Below are 26,123 nucleotides of genomic sequence, written 5' to 3'. Positions count from 1 at the left end.
TCGCGCAGTTCTTCCCACAGAGGTCCAGGGCTTGCCCTGGTTCGGGTCGAGGGGCGAACAGCCCCCGCGGGGCCCGGGGCAGCGCCCCGGCGCGGCGCCCCCCAAGACTCGTGTACAGTTGGGGGATGCTTCGCCCCCGCATTCTCGCCTTCTCCCCGCTCGCCCTCACCTTGCTCGGCTGCGGCGGGCCCGCCACCACGGATTCGCCCGTGGAGGGCGTGGAGAACGACGACGTTCCCGGGGCGGTTTGCACGAACCGGATCGACTACCGGCTCGACGACGACGACCGCATGAGCGCGGTCTACCATTACGACGAAGCCGGCCGCGTCCTCCAGTACGCCGAGCGGACGGCGGAGGGCAAGCGGGTCTTCCTCGTGAAGCGTGGCTATGACGCGAAAGGCCGCCGCGTCACGCAGACGGTCGAGGATGACCGCCTCGGCGCTCCTCATCGTGAGATGACCTGGGAATGGGACGACCAGGATCGCGTCGTGCGCACGACCTACGTCGCCTCGAAGCCCGAGGGCGATACGCGGAGCGAATCACGCTTCTTCTTCGACGCCGCGGGCAAACCCGAGCGGGACGAGTTCTGGACGGACGGCGTCCTCTCCAACGTCACGCGGTACCGGTACTTCGACGGCGAACCGTTCGTCCTCGAAGTGGGCCGGGATAACGACGCCGATGACACGGAGGAATACTTCTTCCGCCAGTCCTACGCGGGCCAGTGGCTCGTGAAGGCCGAAAGCGTGTACATGAATGGCGAGCAGATCGTCACGGAGGATTACTCCTATGACGACCTCACGGCGGGGCACGTGTCGCGGCGTGATTTCGACGCCGACGGCGACGGCCAGCTCGATTATGTCGATCGCATTTTCTGGAACGAAAGCGGGCTCATTGCGCGCGTCGAGTACGATACGAAAGGGGACGGTGTGCTCGACCAGTCGGTCGACTTCGAATACGACGCGGGCCGGCTCGTCCGGCGCACGTGGGACGTCTTCGATCAGGGCACGCAGAAGTTCATCACCGACGTCACCTGGTCCGGGGCGCGGCTCACGCGCGTCGCGCGGCGGGACGCTCCGACGGGGCAGGCCATCGAGACCTGGATCTTCACCCATGGCTGCGCGGGGGAGCTGCCGATGGACGTCCCGATCGCGCCCATCCAGGGCTTTCGTTACGAGCTCCAGACGTACCCGTTCGTCTTGCGGTACGAGGACCGCTGGAGCCCTTTTCCGGAGATGCTCTGACGCCGATCAGGGCGGATTCAGCACGCAGTCTCCGCTCCACTGAATCGGGTCGCCCATGTCGACGACCTCGAAGTCCGAGGGCTGGATGTCCGCGAGCGCGTAGGAGTCCACGCCGACCTCGTCCCATTTGTGGGTCGTGAACCGATCGCTCTGCGCCGTGAGCGCGATGTTGCCCGCGTCGGCCAGGAACATGCCGTATTTCTGCAATCCCCGCGCGATGACGCGGGCGCCCTCGGACGGCAGCGTGTCGAGCGGGTAATCCGCGCGCAGCCGGAAGCGTACGCCGTAGGGCGGCGCGTCTGGGCCGCCGGACGTCGGGCCCGTGCTGTGCGTGCCCGGATGCACGTACACGTTGTCGCGAATGCGCGCGTTCGGCAGGATGAAACGGATCGCGTGGTCGATCGACCCCGCCGCCACCTCGTCGGCCGAGAACAACATCGCCGAGATGGGGAAGCCGCCCGCGTCCGCGGAGGTGCAGCCCTCGCCGCGCAGGTTCGGCGGGTACGACTTCGTCAGGTTCCACGTCACCGCGCAGCCGCCGTAGAACGTCCCGCCCACGATGTTCGCCCGCCACATTTCATAAAGCGTCTTCGTCGGCTGGTGCACGACGAGCAGGTGGCAATCGCCGTCGTTGACGCACTCGTAGCCCTGCTCGCCCTCGATCGCGCCGCCGACGGGGACGGGGAAGGGGACGTGCTCGCAATCGGGATCGTAGAAATCGTTCGTGGTCTCGAACGTGCGCATCTCGGTGTTCGCGTCGGCCTGGAGCAGCTCGATGCTGAAATCGATCCGGAACGCGCCCGCGCCCCAGCCGCCATTGTCCGTGAGCCAGCCCGTGATCGCGTCCGACTCCGCGTTCTTCGGCAGGGCCGAGACGTCCTTGTTCCAGGGGTTCGGCGCCTCGAAGAGGCCGGACGGCGTCCCCGAGCCGCCGGAGCCTCCGGAGCCGCCGCTGCCGCCCCCGCCGCCGCTACCGCCGCCGTTTCCGCCGACGCCCCCGCCGCCGCTACCGCCGCCGTTGCCCCCGCTGCCGCCGGCGCCGTTGCCCCCGCTGCCGGTCTCGCCATTGCCCGACCCGCAGGCCGCAAGCAAAGAAAGGGCGCCGATCACGCCCAGAACTCGCCCCCATCGCCCCACCGATCCCATTTCGTTTCGAAGCATGTCTCGTTGTACACGCGGGACGAAGGCGCGGGAAGGCCCATGAGGATCGCGGCGCACGTATTCGAAGCGCCCGTCCATGGTCGGATTCCGTCCTTGGCCCTCGAAGGGCTCTTCACGCATTCCAATTGGTGACCCCCACTACGTGCTTCGAAGCATCGTAGAGGGGCGGATGGCTTGGCGCGGGCGGCCGATGACGGCCTTCCGCCCGCGCCGACTTGGGGAGGGTGCGTGATGGGCGAGCAGGTTCTCGTGGGATGGGCGGCAATGATTGCAGCGGGGCTCCTCGTGGGGGCCTCCGGTTGCGCGCGAGGAACGACACCGGAAGGCGTGGACGAAAACCTCATGGGCAGCGGAGGCGGAGGCGGAAGCGGAAGCGGCGAAAGCCTGGGCGGAAGCGGAGGCGGGAGCGAGCCCCTGAGCGGAGGAGGCGGCAGCGGCGGCAGCGCGTGTGATATCCCCGAGGTCTGCAACGGCATCGACGACGACTGCGACGGCAAGGCCGACGAGGACATCGCGGGTCTCGGCAGCCCCTGCAATACGGGTCTCCTCGGCGTCTGCATCGAGGGCGTTTCGGGCTGCGACGGCGGCGAGTCTTTCTGCTCCGCGACGATCGCGCCCACGGACGAGGTGTGCGACGGGCTCGACAACGACTGCGACGGCGAGACCGACGAGGACAACCCCGGCAGTGGCGGATCATGCGACACCGGCGAGCTCGGCCCCTGCGCGGCAGGGATCGTCGTGTGCGCCGCAGGCGCGCTCGCGTGTATGCCCTCCGCCTTCCCGCAGGCCGAGGTCTGCGGCGATCTCCTCGACAACGACTGCAACGGTCAGGTGGACGAGGGGTGCAACGCGGGCCCGCCGCTCTGCGCGCACGACCCGTGCACGCCCGGGGACAAACTCGATCCGCTCTGCGACCCCTGCGTGAACGCCGTGTGCGTGATCGACAAGACGTGCTGCAAGTCGGCCTGGGACGTCTTCTGCGTCGGCACAGCCCAGGTGCATTGCGCCTGCCCCTGAGAGGGTGTGCACGTGCGCGGAGCGGGGCGTTGCCCCGCACCCCAGCAGGGGGCTGTCCGCCCCCTGCACCCCGGACCAGGCACGGCCTGGACCGAAGGCCGAGAAACCGCGCGATGCGCGGTTTCTCGGACGGGCCCGGGGCAAGACCACGAGCGGCGTTGCCAGCTGAGACAGCAGCGCTGCCCACCCTCGTCGAGCAGACACGTCAACGCTGCGGTTTGACTGGCAAGCCCGTCGCCGGTCTTGCCTCGACCTGTTCGATGAACTGCGCATCGCGCAGTTCATCGACCCCGGGTCCAGCGCTTGCGCTGGTCCGGGTCCAGGGGTGGACAACCCCTGGTCGGGGTCCGGGGTGAAACCCCGGCGCGGCGCGGCGCTACGCTGCGGGGGTGCGCGAAGCGTCCTGGCCGGCTAGGATGGCCTCCGCCTTGGACAAGCGCGTCCCGTCTCGTTCTGACGTTCTGCTGCAGATCGCCGCTTTTGTGGTCATCGTCGCGGCCCTCCACGCGGCTGCGAGCGTGCTCGTGCCGTTCATGATGGCGCTCCTGCTCGCCGTCGTCAGCGCTCCGCCGCTCGCGTGGCTCGAGAGGCGACGGGTCCCCGAGCCTGCCGCTGCCACGCTCGTCCTGCTTGCGAACATCGCTGTCCTCAGCGCGGGTGCGTCTGTCGTCGCGGGGTCGGCGACTGAGTTCGGCGAGGCTGTGCCCCGTTACCAGGCCCGGATCGACATCATCGCTGTGGAGCTCACGACGTGGCTGCGCGCGCACAACGTCCACGTCCCTCGGGGCGCCATCACCCAGATGATCTCGCCTGGCACCGTGCTCTCGTTTGGCGCTGGGATGATCCGCGATCTGGCTGGGCTCGTCTCGAACATCTTCATCGTCCTGCTCATCCTCGGCTTCATGCTTTTCGAGTCGCGCACGTTTTCGCGCAAGCTCCGGGCCCTCGCGGGCGAGCGCGGCGGTTACGTGGGGCTCTTCCCTGGAATCGTGGGCGATGTGCAGAATTACCTGTTCATCAAGACCGTCATCAGCATCGCGGTCGGCCTCCTCGCGGGCCTCATCGTTTATATCCTCGGCGTGGATTTCGCGCTGCTCTGGGGCCTCGTCGCGTTCCTTTTGAACTACATCCCCAACGTCGGCGCGATCATCGCCGGGGCGCCGCCCGTCTTTTTTGCGCTCCTTTCGCATGGCCCGGGGCGGGCGCTGGCCGTCTCGGCGGGGTTTCTCGTGGTGCACACGGTGCTTGGCAACATCCTCGAACCTGCGTGGATGGGCCGCAGACTCGGTTTGTCGGCGACCGTGGTGTTTCTTTCCCTCCTGTTTTGGGGCTGGCTCTGGGGGCCGGCGGGCATGTTCCTCTCCGTGCCCCTCACGATGGTGGCGCGTATCCTCCTCGAAGGCAGCGAGAAGACGCGCTGGATGGCCATGCTACTCGATTCGAATGCGCCCACGGACACGCCGGCCGAGCCGCCGGTTGGTCCGCCGAGCATCAAGCCCGCGCTGGGCGCGGAGGAGCCGAAGAACGATGAGCGAGCGTGAGCGGAGCTTCTGGGCGTGGGGATACACCGACGCTTTTCCGGACGAACCGGGCCGGCAGGCGCTCGCCGTGCAGGTCGGCGCCCTGCTCGGCCGGGAGTTTTCCCTGCGGCCTTTGCCCACCGTCGAATCGGCGCGCCTGCCGCCTCCGCGTGTCCTCCCGCCCACGTCCCTGGCTCCGATTTCCTCCGCCGCGCCGAAGGACCGCATCCTCCACACGTACGGCAAGGGGTATCGCGACATCGTCCGGGCCTACCGCGGTGATTTTTCGGTCGCCCCCGATTGGGTGAGTTTTCCCCGGTCCGAGGAGGACATCGAGCGCTTGCTCGCCCATTGCGCGGCCGAGGGCATCGCCGTCATCCCGTACGGCGGCGGCACGAGCGTCGTCGGGGGCGTCGAGGCGAACGTCGGGGATCGCCCGCGTGGTGTGGTCTCGCTCGACATGCGCATGCTCGACCGGGTGCTCGAGATCGAGCCCGTCTCGCGATCGGCGCGCATTCAGGCCGGCGCGACCGGCCCTGTCCTCGAAGAGCAGCTCGCCCCGCACGGGCTCACGCTGCGCCATTTCCCGCAGAGCTTCGAATTTTCGACCCTCGGCGGCTGGATCGCCACGCGCGCGGGCGGCCATTTCGCGACGCTCTACACCCATATCGACGACCTCGTCTCCTCCGTCCGGATGATCACGCCCGCCGGCACCTGGGCAAGCCGCAGGCTTCCGGCTTCGGGCGCGGGGCCGAGCCCGGATCGGCTCGCGCTCGGCTCGGAGGGCATCCTCGGCGTCATCACGGAAGCCTGGGTGCGCCTGCAGGCGCGGCCCCGGTATCGGGCCTCGGCGAGCGTGACGTTCCCGCACTTTGCGGACGGCGTCAAAGCGTGCCGCGTGCTCGCGCAATCGGGCCTCTACCCCTCGAATTGCCGGCTCCTCGATCGAACCGACGCCCTGCTCGGCGGCGTCTTCGTCGACGGCGGGGCCGTGCTGCTCCTCGCCTTCGAATCGGCGGATCACCCGCTCGGGCCTTCGATGAACCGCGCCCTCGAAATCACGGCCGAGGCGGGCGGCGTTTGTCCCGAAGGACCCGTGCTCCGCGAGGATCGCGGCGAAGGGGCGCGGGCGCAGGCGACGTACAAGCAATCGTTTTTCCGCGCGCCGTACTTGCAGAGCGCGCTCGTCTCCCTTGGCGTCCTCGCGGACACGTTCGAGACGGCGTGTACGTGGGACAAATTCGAGGAGCTCGACTTCGCCGTGCACGAAGCGGTGCTCCCGGCCCTGCAGCGCGCTCTGGGCGGCGGCGTTCTCGCGCGACGTTTCACCCACGTGTATCCGGACGGACCCGCGCCGTATTACACGTTCCTCGGCCCCGCGCGGGAAGGTCACGAGCTCGAGACCTGGGCGACCATCAAGGACGCCGCGAGCCGCGCGATCCTCGCGTCGGGCGGCACCATCACCCACCACCACGCCGTCGGCCGCGTGCACCGCCCCTACTTTCGCGACGAGCGACCCGAGCCATTCGCGGCCGCGCTCCGCGCCGCCAAGCGCGCCGTCGACCCTGCCGGAATCATGAACCCCGGCGCGCTCTTCGAACCCGAAGAACGCTGAACCGGTTGTTTTTCTCGACATACGAATCTCATGGCGCGCCGGACGTAGGCCGTGCGAGCGCGCCGCGCCGCGAGCATTGGCTCGTACGGCCCCCCGGCGGGTGCTAGAGATTGGCCTTCATGGGGGGAACGATGCATTCTCGTGAGAACGCGAGGGGTTTGGGGCGCGTGGTCGTGCGGGGCATTCTATCGCTTCTGGTCCTCGCGGGCGGGCTCTGCCAGTCGGCAGACGGTCTCTGCCGTGAGCCCTGGGAGGTCTCGGTGCCGCCGCCCATCACGCCCGACAGAGACCCCGAGGAGGTCATCGAGGGCGGCGTCGCGGCGACCGTGCTCTTCGCCTCGTTCGGCATTGGCCTCGGCGCCGCGGCGGCGACGCTCGACGCGGAGAGCGAGCGTCTCCGGGCCGATCCCTGCCGGAGCTGTCCCGGCGGTTTCAATGACATGCAGCGCGACATGGCGTTCCTCGCGAACGCCTCGATTCTGTCGTTCATCGGGGCCGGCGTCGCGGGGTTCGGGACGGCCCTTTATGCCATCAACGTCGAAGACGATGTCGAGACCGCAAAGAGCAAGGTGCCCGGGCCCCAGGCGGTGGTGCGCTTCCAGGGCGGGCTCCTCGGCGTCCAGGTCCTCTTTTGACCGAGGCGTACATCCGGCTCTAACTTTTTCGGGGGTGTGTCGTCATGGCGCGTAAACACGTTGAACGGGGTTTCTTGTGGATCGTGGCTTGCGCACTTTCCGGCTACGGCTGCATGGTCGAGGGCGAATTCCTCGAGGATCTCGTGCCGTCCGGGCCCGACCTGGGTGTCAGCGCGCTCGAGACGCGCTGCGGGGACAGCCTCCGCCAGGGCAAGGAAGCGTGCGACGACGGCAATACGGCGCCGGGCGACGGCTGCGATACCGCGTGCGAGGTCGAGATCTGCTGGACCTGTGAGGAGGTGCTCCCGGGCGCGCGCAGCACGTGTGGACCGCAATGCGACGCGGCCGCGGGCCAATCTTGCGTCATGGGCGCGTGCGTGAGCTGCAGCGACGGCGTCCGCAACGGCTACGAGACCGACGTCGACTGCGGCGGCTCCTGCGCTCCGTGCACCCAGGGCCTCGCCTGCGGAAAGGAAGGCGATTGCGCGACCGGCTTCTGCTCGGGCGGCGTGTGCTGCAACGAGGCGTGTGGCGCCGCGTGTATCCGCTGTGACCTCGAAGGCTCCGTGGGCATTTGCGCCTACGTCCCGGAGAACGAGACCCACGAGGACCGCGCGTGTGGCGGCGGCGTCTCCGTCTGCGATGGCAAGGGCGCGTGCAAGAACGTCGCCACGCAGGCGTGCACGAAGGGCATCGAATGCCTGAGCGGCAAGTGCCTCGGCGGCGTTTGCCAGTGAAATGTTTTTCCGCGGGGCGCGCTCCCGAAGAATGGGCGCGCCCGCGTTTTTGTTTTGGTTCCCGCCCTATCCCCGCACGGGGAATGCGTTCCGAAATTCTTCCATCGCCCGGACCTCGTCCACCTGGTGGACGAACCCTGTGGCCGCGCGGAACGCCTCGCTATCGACCACGACCGGATACATGATGTGCGCGAGCGCGCCCGGCGGCAGGCGTGGCAAACCGAAGCGGCCGAGCGCGGCGCGGAAGGCGAACTCGGGAAGCGGAATGGGCGTCCGCCCGGTCCCGCGAACGACCACGGAGAGCGGCACCGGCTGCGGCCCCGCGACGTTGTAGACGCCCTGCACCCGTTTCTCCAGCGCGAGGCAGATCGCCGTCGTCACGTCCTCCTCGTGCATGAAATGAAAGAGCGGATCGAAGCCGAGGACCATGGGCACATGCCGCCCGCGCAGGAACGTGGCCAGCGTCCCGTGCCCCGTGGGCCCGAGCGTGTACACCATTCTGAGGACCGTCGTGCGCATGTTCGGCAGCCGCCAGAGCGCCGTGCACGCATACAGATCGGCCGCGACGAGGTCGGAGAGCTCCGGGAAGGTGGTCACCGCCATCGGCGGGTCCTCTTCCTTGTGATAAAGCGGCGAATCGGCGGCCGCGCCGTAATAGGTGTGCCTTCCGACGAAGATTGCGTGCTCGACGCCCCAGTCGCGGCAATGCTCGAAGACGGCGCGCGTGCCGCCGAGGTTGATCTTGTAGCGCTCGGCGGTCTTCTCGACGAGGTGCGTGACCGTGGCCATGTGAATGACCGCCTGCGGCCGCCGCTTGCGGAAGACGTCCTCGGCCGCGCGCTTGCGGATGTCCACGTTGTGGAGCTCGATTCCGGGCGGCGCGTCGGGCCATGGCCGGCGATCGATTCCGATGACCTCGTGCCCCTGCTCGAGCAGGCGGCGCGCGACGCGCTGACCGAGCACGCCCCCGATTCCGGGAATGAGAACCCTCATCGCTGCTCCTCCTTCGTGCCGCCCGTCTCACCCTCGATCCGGGCCTCGTCCTCCGCGTCGCGCGACCAGGCGAGCGCCTTGCGCCGCCTTTCCCTGCCCACCTCGATGAGGCCGGCGATCCGCTGCTTCACCTGCTCCACGTATCCCTCGATGACCTCGTCTTCTTCGGTCCCCGTCCCTTCGAACTTCATGGGCGCGGAATACGTGAGCTCGAGCCGCACCGGCGCCGGGAGCGCGACGCCCCAGGGCGTGATCGGGACGTAGGGCGCGCCGAGCAGCTTTCCGAGGGCATACGAATTTGCGATCGTGGGAATGGCCTCGCCGCCGCCGACGAACCCGAACGGAATGATGGGCGTCCGCGTCTTCATGGCGAGGCGCATGAAGCCCGATCCGAATTGGACGAGCGTGTTGCGCTCGGGATAAAGCTTCGCCGTGCCGCGGGCGCCCTCGGGGAAGATCATGAGCAGGCGCTCGTCGTGCAGCAGGTGCTCGGCCGTCTCGACGAGCCCGGTGAGCTGCCCGCTGCGCGTGGCCAAGAGCCCCATGAACGGCGTTTTCGCCATGAACTTCTCGGCCATGCCCTGAGCGAGCCGGGGGGGCTCGAGCTCGAAGAAGCAGGACGTGATCACCATGGCGCCGTCGATCGCGATGCCGCCCGAGTGGTTGCCGACGAGCATGGCGCGGCCGCGGGCGGGGACGTGCTCGACGCCCTCGACGCCGACGGTGAAGTAATGGCGGTAGAGGAAACGGAAGACCGTGAACAGCCGGGCGAGGTGCTGCTTCGTGGTGCCGTAAGGATCGACACCGTAGGCGTTGAACGGGAGCTCCAGGCGGTCGACGCGGGCGGCGATCTCCGGATCGATGAGCAGGGACACAGGTTTCTCCAGACGGAGGGGGCGAGGGAGAATAGGCGGAAGGCGAGGCGCGAGGCAAGGGGAGATCACGCGCGGGATGTGGGGCAGCGCTCCTACCTCCTTCGGCTGGCCGTTTCGGCGGCTCTTCGGGGGCCTCCTTCGATTTCTGCTCGTGATAGACTCGTCCGATCGGACCCAAGGCAAAGGAGGCCTACAATGAAGGAGTTCATGAAGCTCAAGGCGGCGCGGTGGGAACGCATCCTGTCGCACCCGTTCTTCGATTGGCTGCATTCCGACGCGGTGCCGCTCGAGGACAAGGTCCTGATCGCGCCCATCATGACCGTGTTCGTGATGAACTTCCGCGACGCGAGCCGGTATTTCATCCGCTTCCCGAAGCCTCGCAACCGCTTCGAGGAGGCGCTGAACGGCGGCACGCGCGAGGATGAGACGCACTCGCGGCTCTTCCTCGAGGACTGGAGCAAGATGAAGCTCGACGAGCGCCTCGGCTTTCGCGCGAGCGACATGCTCTGGTGGCTCTTCCTCTCGAAGGAGAACGAGCGATTCCGTTATTTCGTCCTGGAGTTCGGCCGGCTCGACGTCGAGGACGCGGGCGATCCGCTCGTCCGCTTCGCGCACTCGGAGGCCGGCGAGGCCGCGGGGAACGCGTTCTTCTACCACCTGGCGAAGGTCGCGAGCGAGATCGAGGCGAAGACGGGGCTCCGGTACATCTACTTCGGCAATCACCACCTCGATCGGGAGCCGGGGTTCGTCTGGGGATCCAAGGGCGTCTTCGACGACGAGGTCCTCGACGAGCGGCAGCGGCCGCTGGCGATGCGATTGGCGAACCGCATGTTCGACCTCTTCGAAGAGGTCCACGATTGCTTCCTGGAATACGGGCGCACGTACATGCAGCCGGGCCGGCTCCCGCGAAGGCCACAAGGCGAAGCCCTCGCGCCGCGCGCGCAAACCGAGCCGACCGAGCGGCCTTCGTACGAGGTCGAGCTCGAACAGCCGATGGCGCTTTATCACGAGGATGTCCTTCGTGTCATCGAGGAGCGCAAAGCGCAGGCGGCGCGGCATCCGTTTTATGCGTGGCTGCGCGACGAGACGGGCGTCTCGCCGCGGGAAAAGCTCATGCGGTTCCTCCCGCTCTGGGTGCCCGACATCATGGGCTACCGCGATCTGAACCGATACGCGGTCCGTTACCCCGAGCCGAGCACGCCGAAGGAGCAGCGCATCAACGAATGGTGCGACGACCTGGAGACGCACAGCGCGCTCTTCCTGCACGACTGGCAGGTGCTCGGGATGGATGAGGTCCTCGGCTGGAAGGCGAAGGACACGCTGAAGTTCCTGTTCCTCGATCCGCAGGTCGAGACGCACCGGAAAAACCTCGCGACGTTCGCGAAGCTCGCCATGGGCCATCGCGATCCGGCGATGCTGTTCTGGTTCGTCGCGGCCATGGAGGCGAGCGGGCACGCGTTCTTCGAGAACGTGAAAAAGCTCGCGGAGGTGGTGGAGAAGGAGCGGGGCATCCGGCTCGATTATCTCTGCGACCGGCACGACGCGGCGCATGGAGCGCGCGGCGAGCGTCTCCCGCGAAAAGCCTTCATCACGAGCGAGCGCATCACCACGGGCGAGCGCGACGTGGCCATTGGCATGGTCGAGACGATCTTCGACGCGCTGGAGGAGCAGCTCACGATATCACTCGAGGCCGCGCGCTCGAACAAGCTCGGCATTCCGAGCGAGCGCGGCGCGGCTTGACTTTCGTCATGCCCTCGGGCCGAGCACCTTCACGATTTCGGGGGGGAACTGCCGCTCGGGGGCATTGTCTTCGTTCCGGAATGGCGGGAGGGTCGGGTCTCGTTTGCAGGCGGCAAGATACGCCCGCTTCGAGACCTGCTTGCCGTTCACCCAGTACTTCGGGAATCCTCGCTTCAGTCTCCATCGCCCTGGGTTCCACTCACGCTCGACGCCGTGGAGCTGGCCCTGCTTGTAATGGCTCTCCCAGAAGACGCGGCGCTCCTCATCAACGAGCCACCATCGGAAGCCATCCGGGCGGCCGTCGCGGAAGTAACATACCTCCGTGAGGCGCCGCGTGCCGTCGCCGTCGAGCTGCCACCAGAGATCGATTCCGGTCCCGTGGACCATCTCGTACGTCCCGATGAGCTTCCCGTCGATCCATTGCTTGGCGGTCCCGTGTGGCAGGCCATCCACGTGCGGCTCTGCGAAGGTGAGAACCCCGGGCTCGTACCAATCGTACTCGGTCCCGTGCGATTTTCCTCGCCGGAGGGGTTTCTCCGAGTACGGCTCGCCCGTCTCGTGGAAAGAGCGCTCGCCGACCACCTCGTCGCCGACGAGATACTCGGCCCGCTCCTTCGCCCCGCTCGGATACCACGCGATCACACGCTCGAACGCGGTCTTCGGAATGAACGAGCGGTACCGAGGTGCCACGTCGTCCCGCTACCCGCCCCACAGTGGGGCGTCAACATTCCGTCGCTTTTGCCTCGTTCAGCTCTTCGCCGTGGCCGCTTTCATGGCCTTGACGTCCGCGAGGATGACCTGCGCCTCTTCCTCGCTGAGGAATTTCGCCTTGCGCGCGACCCACAGGATGCCCTCTTCCGTGCTCGACGCGATGGTCCACGGAAAAATCACGCGCGTGAGCGACTGCAGCGTCTTCACGGTCGCGCGGATCGCTCCCGCTTTCAGGCCCTGACCCTCGATCACGAACGCGTGCGCCAGGATGTGCTTCTCGAGCGCGCGTGTCGCCTGACCGAGCGCGTTCGCCGCGGCGCGCTCGGGCGCCCCGTGGTCGGCGCTCGTGAGCACGATGAAGATGCTTCCGCCCGGATGCGTCGTCATGATTTTCGACGCGCGCTCGTTCACCTGGACGGCCGCGGGCAGCGTCGGCGCCTGCTTCCACCACACGACGAGCACGGGGGGACGCCACCCGATGGCGACGGCAGGTTGGTCGTAGACGATCTCCACAGCCTCGAACGCTAGCAGGAGAATCGTCCGCGGAAAAGCACCCGTTCGATGCGTGTTCGGGGGTACCTTTCGGCGACCCTACAAAACCTCGATGGGTAGACCTGGCGCAGGGCCGAGCGCCACGTCGCCCCAGCGAACGAGGGCCGAGCCCGAGCTCGACGCGCTGCCCACGGTATGGAGCAATACGAGATCCCCGCGCCGGATCGGCAGTTCGGCCGCGGCCGTGTACAGGTTCACGGGCATCAGCGCGGGGCCGCAGTTCGCATACCGCGGGAACGTATCGATGGTGCGCGCTCGATCGAAATCGAGGACACGCGCGCAAAACGAGGCATACCACGCGGTCGGCGTGTTCACGACGAGCCAGTCGACGTCCGACATCCGGAGCCCCGCTTTCTGGAGCGCCATGTCCGCCGTCTTTCGCAGATACGGCTCGGAGACCTGGCGCAAGACCTTGCTCGCGCTCCGATCCGAGCGGAGTCGCACGACCTGCTTGCCGCGCTTCGGATCGTCGACCACGTCGAGCAGGAAGGCCTTGCACGTCTCGGCGCTGTGTAGCATTGCGGAGGCGACGAGCCCTTCGCCTTCGGGCACCTCCGAGACCACGAACGCCCCGGCGCCGTCGCCCGAAAACCACGACATTGTGTCGTGCTCCTCGACGGATCGCGAATACGTGCACGAGACGACGCCGAGCACGTTCCGGTATTGCCCGGCGCGCACGAGCGCACACGCGGTCTCGAAAACGGCAAACGCCCCCGAACACGCGGTCTCGAGGTTCCACGCCGCCGAGGTGAGCCCGAGCTCGCCGGCGAGGAACGTGGCATGGCCGATTCCCATCACGTCGTGAAAGAGCGAGCACGCGATGACGAGATCCACCTCCGAGCGAGCGATCTGCGCAGCCGTCAGGGCCATCGTCGCGGCGCGTGTCTCGAGCTCCAGCGCATTTTCGTGCGGCAGGAGCACGCGTCGCTCTTTTGCGCCGCGGAACGGGTCGTCGAGGTATTTCGCCATTTCGGCGTCGAACGCGTCCGGCGCCTGGCGTGGCTCCTCGGGCGCGGCCCACACGTTTCGTTTTTCCACGGCCGCGCCGAGCATCTCGGGGTAGTGGCGGCGCCAGTAATCGTTCGTCTTCAGGCCACCGGGGAACGTGATGGCGAGCGATCGCATCCCTGCGGAGGTACTCATGGGGAAAAGCTCTCCTTGGCGGTTTGCGCCTCCAGGCTTCGAACACGGCTCGTGATGGGCGGTCGTTCCTCCGGATCCACCCGGACATCCACCACGAAGGGTTTTCCCGCCGCGAGCGCCTCCCCCAGCGCCGCTTCGAGCTCTCCCTCTCGCTCGACCCTCGTGCCGAGCGCCCCGAGTCCCCTTGCAATGAGCGAAAAATCCGTATCGGGCAGCGTGGTCTCCACCGGATCGTACCCCGACGCGCGCATACCGTGCTCGACGATACCGTACTGACGATCGTTCAGCACCACCCAGACCGCCGGGATACCATATCGCACGGCCGTGCTCACCTCCTCCAGCATGAGCATCGATCCGTCGCCCACGAGCGCGACCGCCGCCTTGCCCCGCGCGTGCGCGGCCCCGAGCACGCCCGTCGTCGCGTGGCCCATCGATCCGAAATGCAACCCCGAGCGATATCGCCCCGGCTCCTGGAAACGGAGCACGTGGTTGCCCCATACGAATGCGCTGCCTGCTTCCGTGAGCACGGCCGCGTCGGACGATTCGACCACGACGCGCTGCACCGCCTCGAAAAGGAAACGCGGCCGGACGGCCCCTTCCGTGAGCGGATCGAGCGGCGGCGTCCGCGGCAATCGGGGCAGGGTGGGCGGCGCTCCTGCATGCGTCGGCAGGCGCGGGAGCAGCGCCGAAAGAAACACGCCGATTTCGGCTTGCACACCGAGCGTCTCCGCGGCCGGATAGGCCGCGCCGAAGACCGCGGGATTGACGTCCACATGGATGAAGCCACGCGGCGGCACGAGGTCCTGCCGCCAGAACGACGTGCATTCCCAGAGCCGCGTGCCGAGGACGAGCGTTCGCTGGATGCGCGCCGCCTGGAGGCTCGACGCGACCCGCGCGTGGCTCCCGACGCCCGTGGTCCCGACGAAGAGCGGGTGATCCTCGGGGAAAATACCCTTGGCGCGCGGCGAGCACATCACGGGCATCGCGCGTCGCTCGGCAAGAGCGCGTACCCGTGAAACGGCCTTCCTCGCGCCGAAGCCCACCCAGAGCGCGCACGGCTCTTCCGTGAGGATCTTCGTCACGGCATCGAGCGCGTCGGCGGAGGGAGCTGGGCCGGGCAGCGCCTCCGTGTCGGCCAGGACCGGGCCTTCGAAGATCGCCTCTTGCACGCTCAGCGGCAAATGGATGTGCGCGACGAACCCCTCCACGGCCCGCGCTCCGACCATCAGTCTTCGGAGGATGACCGGCAGCTGGGAGGGATGTTCCAGGGTCGTCGCGTAGTGGAAGATGGGACCGTCGGAGAGCAGGCCCGCGGGGAGGGTTCTTGCGGTCGTCTCCTGGGCGGCCCCGCGGTCGCGCTGGGAGGGCGAGGTGCCGCCGGAGACGAGGATGACCTTCGCGCCCTCGATGCGCGCGGCGGCGAGCCCCGTGATCGCATTCGTGATCCCCGGGCCGGCCGTCGCGAAGACCACGGTCGGGCGATCCTGGGCGAGGCTCTCTTCGAGCGCCGCGAACGCCGCGCCGGACTCGTGCCGGCAGTGCAGGACGCGCACGCGGCTCCGCGCGAGCGCATGACAGAACGGGACGATGGTGCCGCCGCCGAGCCCGTAGCCGACCTCCACGCCGAGGCGCGCGAGGAACGCGGCCAGGACCTCGGACACGGACGCGCGGGGCGCCCCGGGCCCGACGAGAGGGAGCGGTGGAGGTGCGTGGTTCATGAGGGATGCTCGGACGGGCAATCATACGCCAGGCCAGGTACGGCTCAAACTTGCTCGACGGGTCGGTCCGCGGCTCCGCGCGGGCGAGGTGAGCCGGGATGCCCGCCTGCACGACATCCAAACCGCCCTCCTCACGATCGGTGGAGTTTGCCGAATCGGCGCGCGTAAAAAAATCTTTCGGGGGGACCGATGAGTTTTACGGGGTCGGGCGGTCCATGGGGTGTGTCGACGGCGCGGGGGACCGGGCCGCCGAGCCGGAAACGGCCTTCCAGCCGAGTCAGAGGAGGAACGACGATGGTGACGAATGTTCTTGCGTCCGAGCGCCTGATGGAACCCGTGTCGACGAAGACGTCCTGGTCCGGGCGTATCCTCAGCGGACTCGCGGTGGCGTTCCTGCTCTTCGATGCGGCCATCAAGTTGATGGCGCCGCCGGAGGTGCTCGCGGCGCACGATCAGCTCGGATTCCCCCCGGAGCTCGCCCGTAGCCTCGGGACGCTCCTCCTCACGTGCGTCGTGACCTACGTGATTCCGCGGACGTCGTTTCTCGGAGCGGTTTTGCTGACGGGGTATCTTGGCGGCGCGATCGCGACGCACGTGCGCGTCGGCAGTCCGCTGTTCAGCCACGTCCTGTTCCCGGTCTACGTCGCCGCATTCATCTGGGGCGGCCTTTACCTGCGGGACGCGCGTCTACGCGAGCTCCTCTTGCCGCGCCGGTAATCGGAGCGGCTGCACTCGACCGTAGGCCATCGAGCGCCAGATCCACTCCATCGGCCCGAAGCGGTAACGCGAAAGCCACGCGTGCGCGAAGATCACCTGCAGCGTGAAGATGCCGAGCGTGATCGGGAGCGTCCACCACGCGTGGACCCGGCCCGCGAGCCCGAGCCCCCAGCCATAAAAAACGAATGTGCTCGCGAGGCTCTGGCCGAGGTAGGTCGAGAGTGGCATCCGGCCGACCGGCGCGAGGATCAAGAGGGCGCGGCGAAACCAGGGCCGCTGCATCAAGAGGACCACCGCCGCCGCGTACCCGGCCGCGAGCAGCATGACGCCGAGCTCGTGCGGAATGATGATCGCGAGCCCGACCCACTCCGGAATCACGATGCCCCTGCGCATGAGCTGCATGCGCACGGGCTGGATCGCGGAGCCGAGGAGGCCGAGCCCGAGGCCCCAGCCGAGGAGCTTGCGGAAGAACGGCAGGCGCGCCTCGGCCTCTTGAAAGATCCTCGTCGTGCCGGCCCAGGCACCGAGCAGATATCGCCCGACGAGCCATACGAAATACCAGACCCAGATGAAGCCCACGTGATAGATGGCCTGCTTCACCTGCATCACGGTGAGCAGGCGGCGATCGCTGCCCGTGATCGCCGCGAAAACCTCCGCCCGGAAGGCCGCGAAATCGGGCGGCGCGGGCGAATAGGCCCGGAGGGCGTTGAAGACAGGGGGAATCCAGAAGACGAACGGCGGGACGAGCGTCAAAAAGAGGCCCCATGCGATGAGCTTCCAGCCGCGCACGCGGCGGAACAAAAGGAGGCCGAAGCCGGCGACCGCATACCCCCACAGGATATCGCCCCACCAGAGCAGGAGCACGTGCGAGACGCCGATGAGCGCCATCGCCGCGAGCCTGCGGACGTGCAGCGGCACCACGCTGCGCCCGAGCGCCTCAGCGCGCTGGAGTTGCACGGCGAACCCGAGACCAAACAGCATGGTCAGGAGCGCCATGGCCTTTCCGTCGACGAAGAGCCCGAGCAGGAAGAGGAACACCCTGTCGGCGGTGCTGCTCTGCGCGAGGACCACCTCGCGTGGCATGAACGCGAGGGCGCTGAACCAGGGCACGGTGTTCGCGAGGAGCACGCCGTAGAGCGCGAAGCCGCGTAACACGTCGAGGGTCTCGACGCGCTCCACCGCGGTAGCGGGCGCGAGCTCCGCTCTATTCGTTTTCGTCGGTTCGGCGTCCCCCTGACCGGTCTCTGTCATCGGTGCAGCATACACGTTCGTGTCTCGGGCGAGCAAGGCGCCCGGCACCATTCCAGCGGGGACCACATTAGGTTTGCCGCATGCCTCTCCAGAACCTGCTCGGCGCAGCCCTCACAATTGCCCAGCATGCGACCTCTTTGCCCATCTCCCCGGTCCTCTCCGAGCTCCTCACCTTTCATCCGGGGTGGATCACGAGGAGCGTGACCACGCACGATCCCGCGGGGGGAAACGACGATGGATTCCGCGCGGGCGTGGCCGTCGAGGGGGAATTCCGGGTTCTTTTTCATGCGCGCGGGGAGGGGAGGATCACCCGGATCTGGATCACGGCGCCGCGCAAGGAGCTCGAAAAAGACGGCCAGGAGCTCTGGATCGAGGTCGATGGCCAGACTGCGTTTCGTGGAGACCCCCGCGATTTCTTCGAGGGACGTGGCCCCTACCGCGCCCCGCTCGTCCTCGGCGTCGACGCGAGCTCCGGCGCATACACGAGTTATGTGCCGTTCGCGTATTCCCGCGAGGCCAAGGTGCGGTATCGAGGCGTCCCTCTTTATCATCAGATCACCTACCGCGAGGGGCCTGGATCCGCCGCCGGCCCGGACGCCGAGGCGCTCTCCCGGTTCCTCCGCGAGGACTGGACGGAACACCCGCCGGCCTTTGGCCCAGGAGCCACGCTCGGACCCGGGGCAACACGCATTCTCGCCACCGGCCCGACCACGATTTCCCGGCTCTTCGTCGAGCTCCCGGCCGCGCGCCTCGGGGATCTCCGGGTGCGTATCGGGGATCAGCCGGCCGTGCCCGCGTCCTTCTTTTTTGGCCTCGCCGGGAAGAGGGAGGCGATCGACGAAGGGTGGGTGACGTTCCGGAGCGCGCTCCACGCTGCTTGGAGAATGGGCGTCGTCGGGCGGGTCGCGTCGCGCCTGCCCATTCCGCTCGGCGAAGGGGAGGCGTTCACGATCGAAGCGGCATCCGAGGATCCGATCGAGGACATCAAGGTCGCCGCGGATTTCGCGGAGGCCCGCCCCGGCGTGCGGCTCGCCGCGCAATACCGCGATCAGGAGGCGCCCGGGCGTGAGACCACCATGAACCTGTTCCAGAGCGACGAACCCCTCCAGTTCGTGGGGCTCGTGGAAAACCTCGACGAGGGACTCCGCGGCGATCGGCGGTATCTGGAGGGCGACGAGATGATCCGGACCGACGGGATGCGCTACCCGGTGCAGCACGGGACCGGCACCGAGGACTACTACAATGGCGGGTGGTACTTCCTCGGGGCTCACGCGAATCCGCTGAGCGGCCAGCTCCGTTTCCTCGTCACGGATCCGGAGGATGAATGGAAACACGCGAAGTTCGAGCATTCCCTCTATCGGCTGCACGTGCCCGACCCCATCGTGAGCCGCTCCGGGATGCGCTTCGGCTTCGAGGTGGGCCCCACGGGCGCCTACACGCCGCTGCGCGTGCGTTCGCTCGGGCTCGCGTACGTGTTCTCCGGGATTCGCGCGATCGGTGAGCAGGTGGCACGGGTACGGTCCCCGCGTCTTCGGACGTCGGCCGTCGACGCCGAACGTGAAGCGCCCGTCCGAACCTTCCCGGTGCGGGAGCGCCGCGGCGTGACGAAAATCCTCTTGCGTTGCCCGTCCGAGGATGCTCGCGCGGTTTTGCTCGTCCGCACATACGCGCAAACCCGCGGCCCGCAGGAGGCGCGTGTGCGGCTCGACGGAAAAGACGTCGGCGGCTTCTTCGAATCCCAGCAAAACCCGGCCCGCGCGCTCGCGGAAGACGCGCTCTGGATCGAGCTTCCTCCCGGGACATGCGCGGCCGGAAAAGAGTCCGCCCTCGAGATCGACGGGACCGATTCCCCCGAACAGTTCAGCGAGAGCAGCTACCGCTTGCAGTATTTCACCGGTTCCGGATTGCCCACGCTCTCGCAGGGGCAAAATGTAAAAATCCTGGATACCGGGGCGCTGCCCGAGGGCCGTTTTTACGTCAACGACCACTCGTTGATCGAGCTCGCCGATGGGCGATGGTTGCTCACGGGCATCTTCCACGAGGAGCCGTACCAGGGGCTCGACGAGCGCGCATTCGTCCACGCACTCGCCGACGGCCCCGGGCCCGCGCGCTGGTACGAGGCCTCCTCGCCGAGTTTTACGATCGCACCCCAGCGCTTCACGCTAAAGGCCCAGGCCGACGAGCCCTGGATCTGGGCCCCCCATCTCGCCCGTGATCACGACGGGAGCGTGGTCATGATGTACCACGTGGGCGCGCGCGACATGGACCGCACGCGATTCCGCATCGCGCGCTCGACCGACGGGAGGCGTTTTACGCGCAGCGGAGGGACGCTCTTCGAGGATTTCTGCGTCGCCCGCGATCCCATGCTCGTTCGATTCGCGGAACTCTGGGTCGTTTATTACACACGCTGCGCCTCGAAGGACCTCCGCCTGAGCGGCGTTGCGTATCGAACGTCGCTCGATCTCACGACATGGAGCGAGCCGAACATGGCCTTGACGCTCGGCCCGGAGACGATCCGGCACGACAGCGGCCATACCGAGTCACCGTTCGTGTTCGAACGAAACGGATGGTTTTACCTGACGGTCACGAGCTACCCGACGGCCTGGGATGCGACGTTCGTGTATCGCTCGCGCACGCCGTTCTCCTTCCCGAGCGAGCCTATCGCGCGCCTCTCCGCGCACGCGGCCGAGTGGATCGCCGAGGGAGGCCATTTCAACACGGGCCGCCTGTTCTTCACGCACGCCGGATCGGGGCAGGGGGGCGTCTTCCTGCAGGAGCTTTTTGGCCTCTGAGCGAGAGCCTCAACCCCGGACGAGCCGCCTGCGGACCAGAAATCCGGCGCCCACGACGAAATGCATGAGCACGAACGCGCCGGCGCCCGCGAGGGCCCCCGCGAGGAGCTGCTTGGAAGGCAGCTCCTGCCGCACGATCACGAACGCGAGCCACGTGAGCGCAATCCCCGCGAGAGCCGAGATCCAGGGGATACGCGCCAGCGCATCGCTGTACGGTCCACTGCCGACGACGTCGACCCCGTCCCGCTCACCGAGGGCCTGCGCGAAGCGGAGCGAGGCGACCTCGAGCAGCACCCGCCCCGCCGCCTTCCGCAGCCGCACGGAAGGCTCGTGGTCGTCGCAGCACGGTATGTCGAGCGAAACGCCCGCCATCGTGAGCGCCCGCGTCCGCGTCGACGGCGCGCCGCAGGTGCAACAGATCGCCGGCAGCTCGCCCGGCGATCCCCGCAAGAGCACCCCGAACGAAGGCACGTCGCTCACCCGATCCGGCGGCGTGAGCACGATGCGACCGCCTTCGACCTCGACGAACCGCTTGCAATGGTCGCACTGGTGCCCCACGCAATCCATCTTCAGCGACAAACCCTGCACGAGCCCGCCGCATCCCGGACACGCCGCGACGTACGAATACATGAACGCGGCGACGATCAAGAAGACGACACCGAGGACGAGCAGCACCGTGAGCGTCCAGGTGATCCACGAGGGAAACAGGATCGCCGGCAGAAACGCGACCCCGAGGCGCGCCGAGGCCCAGGCGAGATCGTACGTGAGGCTCGGCGTGGAGCGGCGCAGGGTCATTCGGGCAGCGGGATGAACTCGACGTCGTCGCCCGGGATCTTCGGGAAACGTTGCTCGCGCCAGTCGGCCTTCGCTCGTTCGAGACGCTCCTTCGAGCTCGACACGAAGTTCCAGAAGATGTGCCGCTCGCCGTCGATCTTCGCGCCGCCGACGAGCATGACGTTCGTCGTCTCGATCGCCCGGATGCTCACCTCCGCGCCCGGACGGAGCACGATCATCGCGCCCTCCGTGAACGTCTTGCCACTGCACTCGATGCTGCCGTCGACCACGTACACGGCGCGCTCCTCGTGCTCGTCGGTCACCGGCAACGTCGCGCCCGCTTCGAGCCGAGCATGCACATACAACGTCGGCGAGAGGACACCCGTCGGGGCCTTCGCGCCATACGCGGTCCCCGCGATCACGTGGAGCTCCGCGCCCGGAAGGTTCACGATCGGGATCGTGCTCCGCGGGTGATGCTCGAAGCGCGGCTCGATCTCCTCGTCCTTCTGCGGCAGCGCGACCCAGGTCTGGATCCCATGCATCCGCCCGCCACTCGCCTTGACCTCGGGTGACGTGCGCTCCGAGTGCACCACGCCACGCCCCGCGACCATCCAGTTCACGTCCCCCGGCCGGATCGGCTGCTCGGAGCCGAGGCTGTCGCGGTGCACGAACACGCCCTCGAGGAGGTACGTGATCGTCGCGAGCGCGATGTGCGGATGCGGTCGCACCCCGATCCCTTCGCCCGGCGCAAAATCGACGGGGCCCATGTGATCAAAGAAGATGAACGGCCCCACGAGCCGCCGCATCGCCGACGGGAGCACCCGCCGCACGACGAGGCCCCCGAGATCACGCGGGCGCCCTTCGATCACGAGATCGATCCCGCCGTCCCCCCTCTTGCACTCCGGATCCGCGTCGAGATGGCGGCTCATCAGGTTCTCCTCGGTACGTGTTCCACGGCGGCAGCATACCTCGGCGAACCTTCGCCGCGATAGTCGCCTGTCTTCGCCTCGCCATCGTGGCAGACCTCGCGCGCCTCGGAGGGAAGGGGAAGCGTGACCGTGAACGTGGCCCCGTGATCACTGCCCGCACTCTCGGCCTTGACGGTGCCGCCGTGCATCTCGACGAGGTGGCGCACGATGGCGAGGCCGAGCCCGAGCCCACCCTGCGGCCGGGAAGCCGAGCTATCCGCTTGACGGAACCGATCGAACACGTACGGGAGAAACGAGGCGCTGATGCCCTTGCCGGTGTCACGCACGATGATGTGGACGAGCCCCTCGTCGCGGGTGATCTCCACCTCGACGCGGCCGCCACGCGGCGTGAATTTGATGGCGTTCGCGAGCAGGTTCCAGAGGATCTGCCTGAGTCTGTCGGGATCGCCGAACACCGGGATGGAGAGGTTCGCAGGCGTGGCGCGGAGCTCGATGCCCTTCGCCTGCGCCGCCGGGCGGACGACGTCGATCACCGCGCGGACGACGTCGCCAAGATCCATGAGCCGCTGCGCAAGGCCGAGCTTTCCGGTGATGATGCGCGAGACGTCGAGCAGATCGTCGATGATCCGCATCTGCGCGCGGACGTTCCTGTCGATCGCGCCGAGCGCGCGAGCACGCGTGTCCGCGTCGCACTCGCGCGTCGCGAGGACCTGCGTCCAGCCCATGATCGCCGTGATCGGCGTGCGCAGCTCATGCGAGACCAAACTCAAGAACTCGTCCCTCAATCGGCTCGCCTCCTCCGCCTGTCTCCGCGCCTCCTCGGCCTGCGCGCGCGCCTCCTCGGCCTGTCGATGCGCCTCCTCGGCCTGCCGGCGCGCGTCCTGCGAGGCCCTGTAGAGCCGGGCGTTGTCGAGCGCGGTGGCCGCTTGCCCGGCGATGCCGACGACGATCCGCTCGTCCCGCTCCGTGAACACGCCCGGCTCGGCATGCCCGAAGAGCAAAGCCCCGAGGACCCTCCCACAGCGCGACACGACCGGAACCGCGAGATAACTGCGGACCGGCAAATGCCACTCCGGCATGCCGTGATGCGGCGGTTCCTGCCCGTAGCGGGGATCCGCGGACACGTCGTCAAGGCGAACCACGTGCTCGTCCCGCAAGGTCGATCCGAACAACGAGGTCCTGTGGGGCAAGGGGAAGCGCTCGAAGGTTTCACGCGTGGCGCCAGAGAGCGTGTAGAGCGTCAAGCTCTCTCCAGCCTCGCTCCGGTCCGTGTAAAAAAACGCGCCAAACTGCGCATCGGTCAGCGCAGTCGCCTCGTCCGTCAGCTTTTGCACGAGCTTGTCGAGATCGAGCTCAGCCGCCAGCGTGGTACCGATGCGCTGGAGCGTCTCGTTGATTCGAATCTCCTCGCGCAACTCCCGCTGGGCGCGTCGCTTCCGGCTATCAGAAAAATACGCGTCCAGGACCACCCCCGCGAGGCTCCTCGCAAGGTGGCGCAGCGGTCGCACACGCCCGCCCGGCGCGCACATGGTCCTGCCCATGGACGTGCATTCCCCCATGTACGGAATCGCCGATCGCTCGGTTCATCCCTCTCGTATCCCGCATCCGGGTGACGAACGTAATGCGATCTGCGGCAAACGCCTATGGCCCGCGCCATGCGTCGGCGAACGCACGAGCAGGGCAGAGGCAGATGCGCGGGGCTTTGCCCCGCACCCCAGCGGGGGCTGTCCGCCCCCTGCACCCCGGACCAGGCACGGCCTGGACCGAGGGCCTAGAAACCGCGCGATGCGCGGTTTCTAGGACGGGCCCGGGGCAAGACCACGAGCGGCGTTGCCCGTTGCCGGTCTTGCCTCGGCCTGTTCGATGAACTGCGCATTGCGCAGTTCATCGACCCCGGGTCCAGCGCTTGCGCTGGTCCGGGTCCAGGGGTGGACAACCCCTGGTCGGGCCCGGGGTGAAACCCCGGCGCTACGCTTCAGAGCACCACCACCTCAGGGAATGTGCGGCGCGCGCTCCGTCTCGATTTGCGTCTTGTCTGGCTGCCGTACGACGAAGCCGAACTTGTACCAGTTCTCGACCATGTCCTCGTGCTGGACCTCGGTCTTTCCGCTCCCGAAGTGGCTCGTGGCTCGGGCCCATGGGACGCGCGTTTGGGCCTGGGCACTCGGGAAGACGTCGTCGGGCCGGATGGACGGCCACCAGCCTCGGTTGCCTTCGGCTGCGCAGTCCGTGAAATCGGCGTGCCAGGGCAGCGCCATTTGCCGCGAGAAATGCCCTGGTCCGATGGGTTCGTCCTCGCCCCAGTAGCCGCTCGTTGCCTGGAGATCGATCCGGAACGGCTCGATGAACAGCGCGGCGTTGCGCACTTGCCAGCCCACCTCGATGCCTGGGAAAAATGCGCCGCCCGAGGCGGCCTCGAGCTGGGCGCGGTCGAGACCGTGCGCCGTGATCGTTGCTGGCGCGACCGTGACCGGGCCTGGGACGAACTGCCCGTTTGCCCAGTTGCGCAAGAGCCCGAATTGCGTCCGCGTGAACGCCAGGTGCTGCACGTATTCGGGCGCCTGGTTGTTGTAGGGGTCGTCGCCGAGCAGGAGCGGCATGTTCCCCTTTCCCTTGGGGACCTGCGCCCCGTTTGGCGCCCGCATCGCCCCGAAGAAACCCTTACGCATCTTTGCGTATTGCGGCGAGGGATCCCCCACCGTCGGATCGAACAGGTCCCCGTGCTTCTCTCCTGCCGACTTGATGACCCATCGATAGCCGCCGCCGCGCGCGAACATCGGACGGATCTCCGTCGTGAAATCGGGCGAGAAATGGGGGAACTCCACCGGGCCGCACGGCTGGTAATCGGCTGCGAGCTGCCGGAGCCGGGCGAGGGGCCCGCCTGGATCGTAGAGCGCGTTGTCGAGCGGCACGGGCAGCTCGCGCACGGCCATGTCGTAGAGGATGTCGTAGAGCGTCACTGCGCTCGTGACGTCCGGCGCGAAATCGGGCGGGCCGACGAGCACCCAGGCTCCGCCGGCCCCGTCGACCGGGATCTCCCGCGTGCTCCCATTGCCATCTTGGATCGTCACCGTCGCCGTCACCGGGCCGTCCGAGATGTCGTCGAACCAGCCGTCGTTGTTCGCGTACGAGGGCAGCGGCGCGGGCGTGGCCGTGTTGGACCCTGCCTTGCCCTGGCCGCCGAGCACGATGAGCCGCCCCTCGTCGTCCGTGCGCAACTGACCGAGGTAATCGATGACGGGATTGCCGTCTGCGCCGAGCGGGCATGCCTCCTGGGTCGGGTCGTCGCTCGTCCCTGCGCGGAACTCGACCGGGCCCTCGGAGACGCCGCTGATGGAACGCGGGCCGAAATCGATCTCGAGGGAGCGCCGATCCGCGACCGATGCATTCCGCAGCGGCCCGGGCGGACTTTTTTCGCCGGCCGTGCCGTAGAACTTGTGGAACGACGCCTTTTTGTTGGCGAGGTGCGCGCTCCAGGTGATGCCAAGGACGCCCGGCGTGTCGAGCGTGACCTCCCGGATCAGCGTCAGCTTTCCGTTGATCCAGCGATACTCGAAGATGCGGAAACGGACGGCCTGCGGTTTGATCTTGCCATCGACCTTGTAGGATGGCACGGCGGTGCCGGGGGCGCTGCCGAGGGGCCGCTGGCCCGGGATTTCGGGGCCGATGAAGTATGTGTCGGGATCGGCGTTGCCGACGCGCGCGATGCCGATGGCCGGGTGGATCCGGAACACCGGATCGCCGTCGCTCCCGAAGGCGAGGGCGTCGCCGCCGACGAGCGCGGCGGCTGCGGCGATGCCGCCGGCGAGGAAATTGCGGCGGCTCGTCGGGCCTGCGGCGAGCGCGGTGTCGGGGTCGTCGAGGGGAGGGAGGGCGCCTTCGGTTGGCGCGGAGTTTGGAGACTGGTCGAGGAGCGAAGGAGTTTCGAGGCTTGGGGCGACCATTCTCTGAACGCTACCGATTGTCCAGGATCGCGTCAATCCCGGAGCGCCGCGAGAACGC

At 67.7% G+C, this 26,123-nt stretch carries 21 protein-coding genes; 9 read left to right on the top strand and 12 right to left on the bottom strand.

Translation table 11 applies throughout. The features are described from left to right. Positions 1-125 precede the first annotated feature (125 nt). A complete protein-coding gene (locus tag KEG57_RS50395) occupies positions 126-1,241 on the top strand; it encodes a hypothetical protein (protein ID WP_272428919.1) in 1,116 nt (371 codons plus the stop codon). Positions 1,242-1,247: 6 nt separating this feature from the next. On the opposite strand, the gene KEG57_RS50390 is transcribed toward KEG57_RS50395, so the two are convergent. Next, positions 1,248-2,351, bottom strand: a complete 1,104-nt coding sequence (locus tag KEG57_RS50390) for a hypothetical protein (protein WP_272459912.1) — start codon at positions 2,349-2,351, stop codon at positions 1,248-1,250. 378 nt (positions 2,352-2,729) lie between these two features. On the opposite strand from KEG57_RS50390, the gene KEG57_RS50385 reads away from it, so the two are divergent. The 5 genes from KEG57_RS50385 to KEG57_RS50365 all read left to right on the top strand — a co-directional run bounded on the left by KEG57_RS50385 (position 2,730) and on the right by KEG57_RS50365 (position 7,926). Further along, positions 2,730-3,419, top strand: coding sequence for a MopE-related protein (locus tag KEG57_RS50385; protein WP_272459911.1), 690 nt, complete (start codon positions 2,730-2,732; stop codon positions 3,417-3,419). A gap of 428 nt (positions 3,420-3,847) precedes the next feature. Beyond that, complete coding sequence (locus tag KEG57_RS50380) at positions 3,848-4,960, top strand: AI-2E family transporter (RefSeq protein WP_272428172.1); 1,113 nt, start codon at positions 3,848-3,850, stop codon at positions 4,958-4,960. Continuing rightward, positions 4,947-6,554, top strand: coding sequence for an FAD-binding oxidoreductase (locus KEG57_RS50375; RefSeq protein ID WP_272428171.1), 1,608 nt, complete (start codon positions 4,947-4,949; stop codon positions 6,552-6,554). Before KEG57_RS50380 ends, KEG57_RS50375 begins: the two co-directional genes overlap by 14 nt. A gap of 131 nt (positions 6,555-6,685) precedes the next feature. Continuing rightward, the gene (locus KEG57_RS50370; RefSeq protein WP_272428170.1) at positions 6,686-7,189 is read left to right on the top strand and encodes a hypothetical protein; all 504 of its coding nucleotides are present in this window, start codon (positions 6,686-6,688) and stop codon (positions 7,187-7,189) included. 83 nt (positions 7,190-7,272) lie between these two features. After that, the gene (locus KEG57_RS50365; protein ID WP_272459910.1) at positions 7,273-7,926 is read left to right on the top strand and encodes a hypothetical protein; all 654 of its coding nucleotides are present in this window, start codon (positions 7,273-7,275) and stop codon (positions 7,924-7,926) included. 66 nt (positions 7,927-7,992) lie between these two features. Here the strand turns inward: KEG57_RS50365 and KEG57_RS50360 are convergent, their stop codons facing one another. Both KEG57_RS50360 and KEG57_RS50355 read right to left on the bottom strand, forming a co-directional pair. After that, the gene (locus KEG57_RS50360) at positions 7,993-8,919 is read right to left on the bottom strand and encodes an SDR family oxidoreductase (protein WP_272428168.1); all 927 of its coding nucleotides are present in this window, start codon (positions 8,917-8,919) and stop codon (positions 7,993-7,995) included. Continuing rightward, the gene (locus KEG57_RS50355) at positions 8,916-9,794 is read right to left on the bottom strand and encodes a lysophospholipid acyltransferase family protein (RefSeq protein ID WP_272428167.1); all 879 of its coding nucleotides are present in this window, start codon (positions 9,792-9,794) and stop codon (positions 8,916-8,918) included. Before KEG57_RS50355 ends, KEG57_RS50360 begins: the two co-directional genes overlap by 4 nt. 195 nt (positions 9,795-9,989) lie before the next feature. Between KEG57_RS50355 and KEG57_RS50350 the strand changes: the two genes are divergently transcribed. Continuing rightward, positions 9,990-11,534 carry a hypothetical protein gene (locus KEG57_RS50350; RefSeq protein WP_272428166.1) on the top strand — a complete coding sequence of 515 codons (1,545 nt, stop codon included), beginning with the start codon at positions 9,990-9,992 and terminating at the stop codon, positions 11,532-11,534. A 6-nt stretch (positions 11,535-11,540) separates the two neighbouring features. Here KEG57_RS50350 and KEG57_RS50345 read toward each other — a convergent pair whose 3' ends face one another. The 4 genes from KEG57_RS50345 to KEG57_RS50330 all read right to left on the bottom strand — a co-directional run bounded on the left by KEG57_RS50345 (position 11,541) and on the right by KEG57_RS50330 (position 15,658). Next, complete coding sequence (locus KEG57_RS50345) at positions 11,541-12,224, bottom strand: toxin-antitoxin system YwqK family antitoxin (protein WP_272428165.1); 684 nt, start codon at positions 12,222-12,224, stop codon at positions 11,541-11,543. 57 nt (positions 12,225-12,281) lie between these two features. Next, a complete protein-coding gene (locus tag KEG57_RS50340) occupies positions 12,282-12,758 on the bottom strand; it encodes a hypothetical protein (protein WP_272428164.1) in 477 nt (158 codons plus the stop codon). 78 nt (positions 12,759-12,836) lie between these two features. Beyond that, on the bottom strand, positions 12,837-13,940 hold the full coding sequence (locus tag KEG57_RS50335) for a 3-oxoacyl-ACP synthase III family protein (protein WP_272428163.1): 1,104 nt from the start codon (positions 13,938-13,940) through the stop codon (positions 12,837-12,839). Beyond that, on the bottom strand, positions 13,937-15,658 hold the full coding sequence (locus KEG57_RS50330) for a thiamine pyrophosphate-dependent enzyme (protein WP_272459909.1): 1,722 nt from the start codon (positions 15,656-15,658) through the stop codon (positions 13,937-13,939). The genes KEG57_RS50335 and KEG57_RS50330 overlap by 4 nt, the downstream gene beginning before the upstream one ends. 294 nt (positions 15,659-15,952) lie before the next feature. On the opposite strand from KEG57_RS50330, the gene KEG57_RS50325 reads away from it, so the two are divergent. Continuing rightward, positions 15,953-16,375 (top strand): DoxX family protein, encoded by a 423-nt coding sequence (locus KEG57_RS50325; RefSeq protein WP_272459908.1) that lies wholly within the window; start codon positions 15,953-15,955, stop codon positions 16,373-16,375. Here the strand turns inward: KEG57_RS50325 and KEG57_RS50320 are convergent. Further along, the gene (locus KEG57_RS50320) at positions 16,346-17,626 is read right to left on the bottom strand and encodes a DUF418 domain-containing protein (protein ID WP_272459907.1); all 1,281 of its coding nucleotides are present in this window, start codon (positions 17,624-17,626) and stop codon (positions 16,346-16,348) included. The genes KEG57_RS50325 and KEG57_RS50320 overlap by 30 nt on opposite strands. Positions 17,627-17,706: 80 nt before the next feature. On the opposite strand from KEG57_RS50320, the gene KEG57_RS50315 reads away from it, so the two are divergent. Further along, a complete protein-coding gene (locus KEG57_RS50315) occupies positions 17,707-20,418 on the top strand; it encodes a DUF2961 domain-containing protein (RefSeq protein WP_272459906.1) in 2,712 nt (903 codons plus the stop codon). A gap of 9 nt (positions 20,419-20,427) precedes the next feature. Here KEG57_RS50315 and KEG57_RS50310 read toward each other — a convergent pair whose 3' ends face one another. From KEG57_RS50310 to KEG57_RS50295, 4 genes are all read right to left on the bottom strand, one after another. Continuing rightward, the gene (locus tag KEG57_RS50310; protein WP_272459905.1) at positions 20,428-21,213 is read right to left on the bottom strand and encodes a hypothetical protein; all 786 of its coding nucleotides are present in this window, start codon (positions 21,211-21,213) and stop codon (positions 20,428-20,430) included. After that, entirely contained in the window at positions 21,210-22,121 is a 912-nt protein-coding gene (locus KEG57_RS50305; RefSeq protein WP_272428157.1) for a pirin family protein, read from the bottom strand. Before KEG57_RS50305 ends, KEG57_RS50310 begins: the two co-directional genes overlap by 4 nt. After that, on the bottom strand, positions 22,121-23,590 hold the full coding sequence (locus KEG57_RS50300) for a sensor histidine kinase (protein ID WP_272428156.1): 1,470 nt from the start codon (positions 23,588-23,590) through the stop codon (positions 22,121-22,123). Before KEG57_RS50300 ends, KEG57_RS50305 begins: the two co-directional genes overlap by 1 nt. Before the next feature lie 522 nt (positions 23,591-24,112). Then, positions 24,113-26,065: a LodA/GoxA family CTQ-dependent oxidase gene (locus KEG57_RS50295; RefSeq protein ID WP_272428155.1), complete on the bottom strand. Its 1,953-nt coding sequence runs from the start codon at positions 26,063-26,065 to the stop codon at positions 24,113-24,115. Positions 26,066-26,123: the final 58 nt, after the last annotated feature.

The sequence above is a fragment of the Polyangium jinanense genome (assembly GCF_028435365.1).
The sequence above is the reverse complement of the archived record's forward strand: the minus strand, read 5'-3'. Positions and strand labels throughout refer to the sequence as shown.

Excerpts from the sequence above, each read along its gene's own strand:
- KEG57_RS50335 (WP_272428163.1), bottom strand. The coding sequence starts at position 13,940 with ATGAGTACCTCCGCAGGGATGCGATCGCTCGCCATCACGTTCCCCGGT.
- KEG57_RS50360 (WP_272428168.1), bottom strand. The coding sequence starts at position 8,919 with ATGAGGGTTCTCATTCCCGGAATCGGGGGCGTGCTCGGTCAGCGCGTC.
- KEG57_RS50325 (WP_272459908.1), top strand. The coding sequence starts at position 15,953 with ATGGTGACGAATGTTCTTGCGTCCGAGCGCCTGATGGAACCCGTGTCG.
- KEG57_RS50330 (WP_272459909.1), bottom strand. The coding sequence starts at position 15,658 with ATGAACCACGCACCTCCACCGCTCCCTCTCGTCGGGCCCGGGGCGCCC.
- KEG57_RS50370 (WP_272428170.1), top strand. The coding sequence starts at position 6,686 with ATGCATTCTCGTGAGAACGCGAGGGGTTTGGGGCGCGTGGTCGTGCGG.
- KEG57_RS50320 (WP_272459907.1), bottom strand. The coding sequence starts at position 17,626 with ATGACAGAGACCGGTCAGGGGGACGCCGAACCGACGAAAACGAATAGA.
- KEG57_RS50375 (WP_272428171.1), top strand. The coding sequence starts at position 4,947 with ATGAGCGAGCGTGAGCGGAGCTTCTGGGCGTGGGGATACACCGACGCT.
- KEG57_RS50395 (WP_272428919.1), top strand. The coding sequence starts at position 126 with ATGCTTCGCCCCCGCATTCTCGCCTTCTCCCCGCTCGCCCTCACCTTG.
- KEG57_RS50295 (WP_272428155.1), bottom strand. The coding sequence starts at position 26,065 with ATGGTCGCCCCAAGCCTCGAAACTCCTTCGCTCCTCGACCAGTCTCCA.
- KEG57_RS50350 (WP_272428166.1), top strand. The coding sequence starts at position 9,990 with ATGAAGGAGTTCATGAAGCTCAAGGCGGCGCGGTGGGAACGCATCCTG.
- KEG57_RS50310 (WP_272459905.1), bottom strand. The coding sequence starts at position 21,213 with ATGACCCTGCGCCGCTCCACGCCGAGCCTCACGTACGATCTCGCCTGG.
- KEG57_RS50315 (WP_272459906.1), top strand. The coding sequence starts at position 17,707 with ATGCCTCTCCAGAACCTGCTCGGCGCAGCCCTCACAATTGCCCAGCAT.
- KEG57_RS50305 (WP_272428157.1), bottom strand. The coding sequence starts at position 22,121 with ATGAGCCGCCATCTCGACGCGGATCCGGAGTGCAAGAGGGGGGACGGC.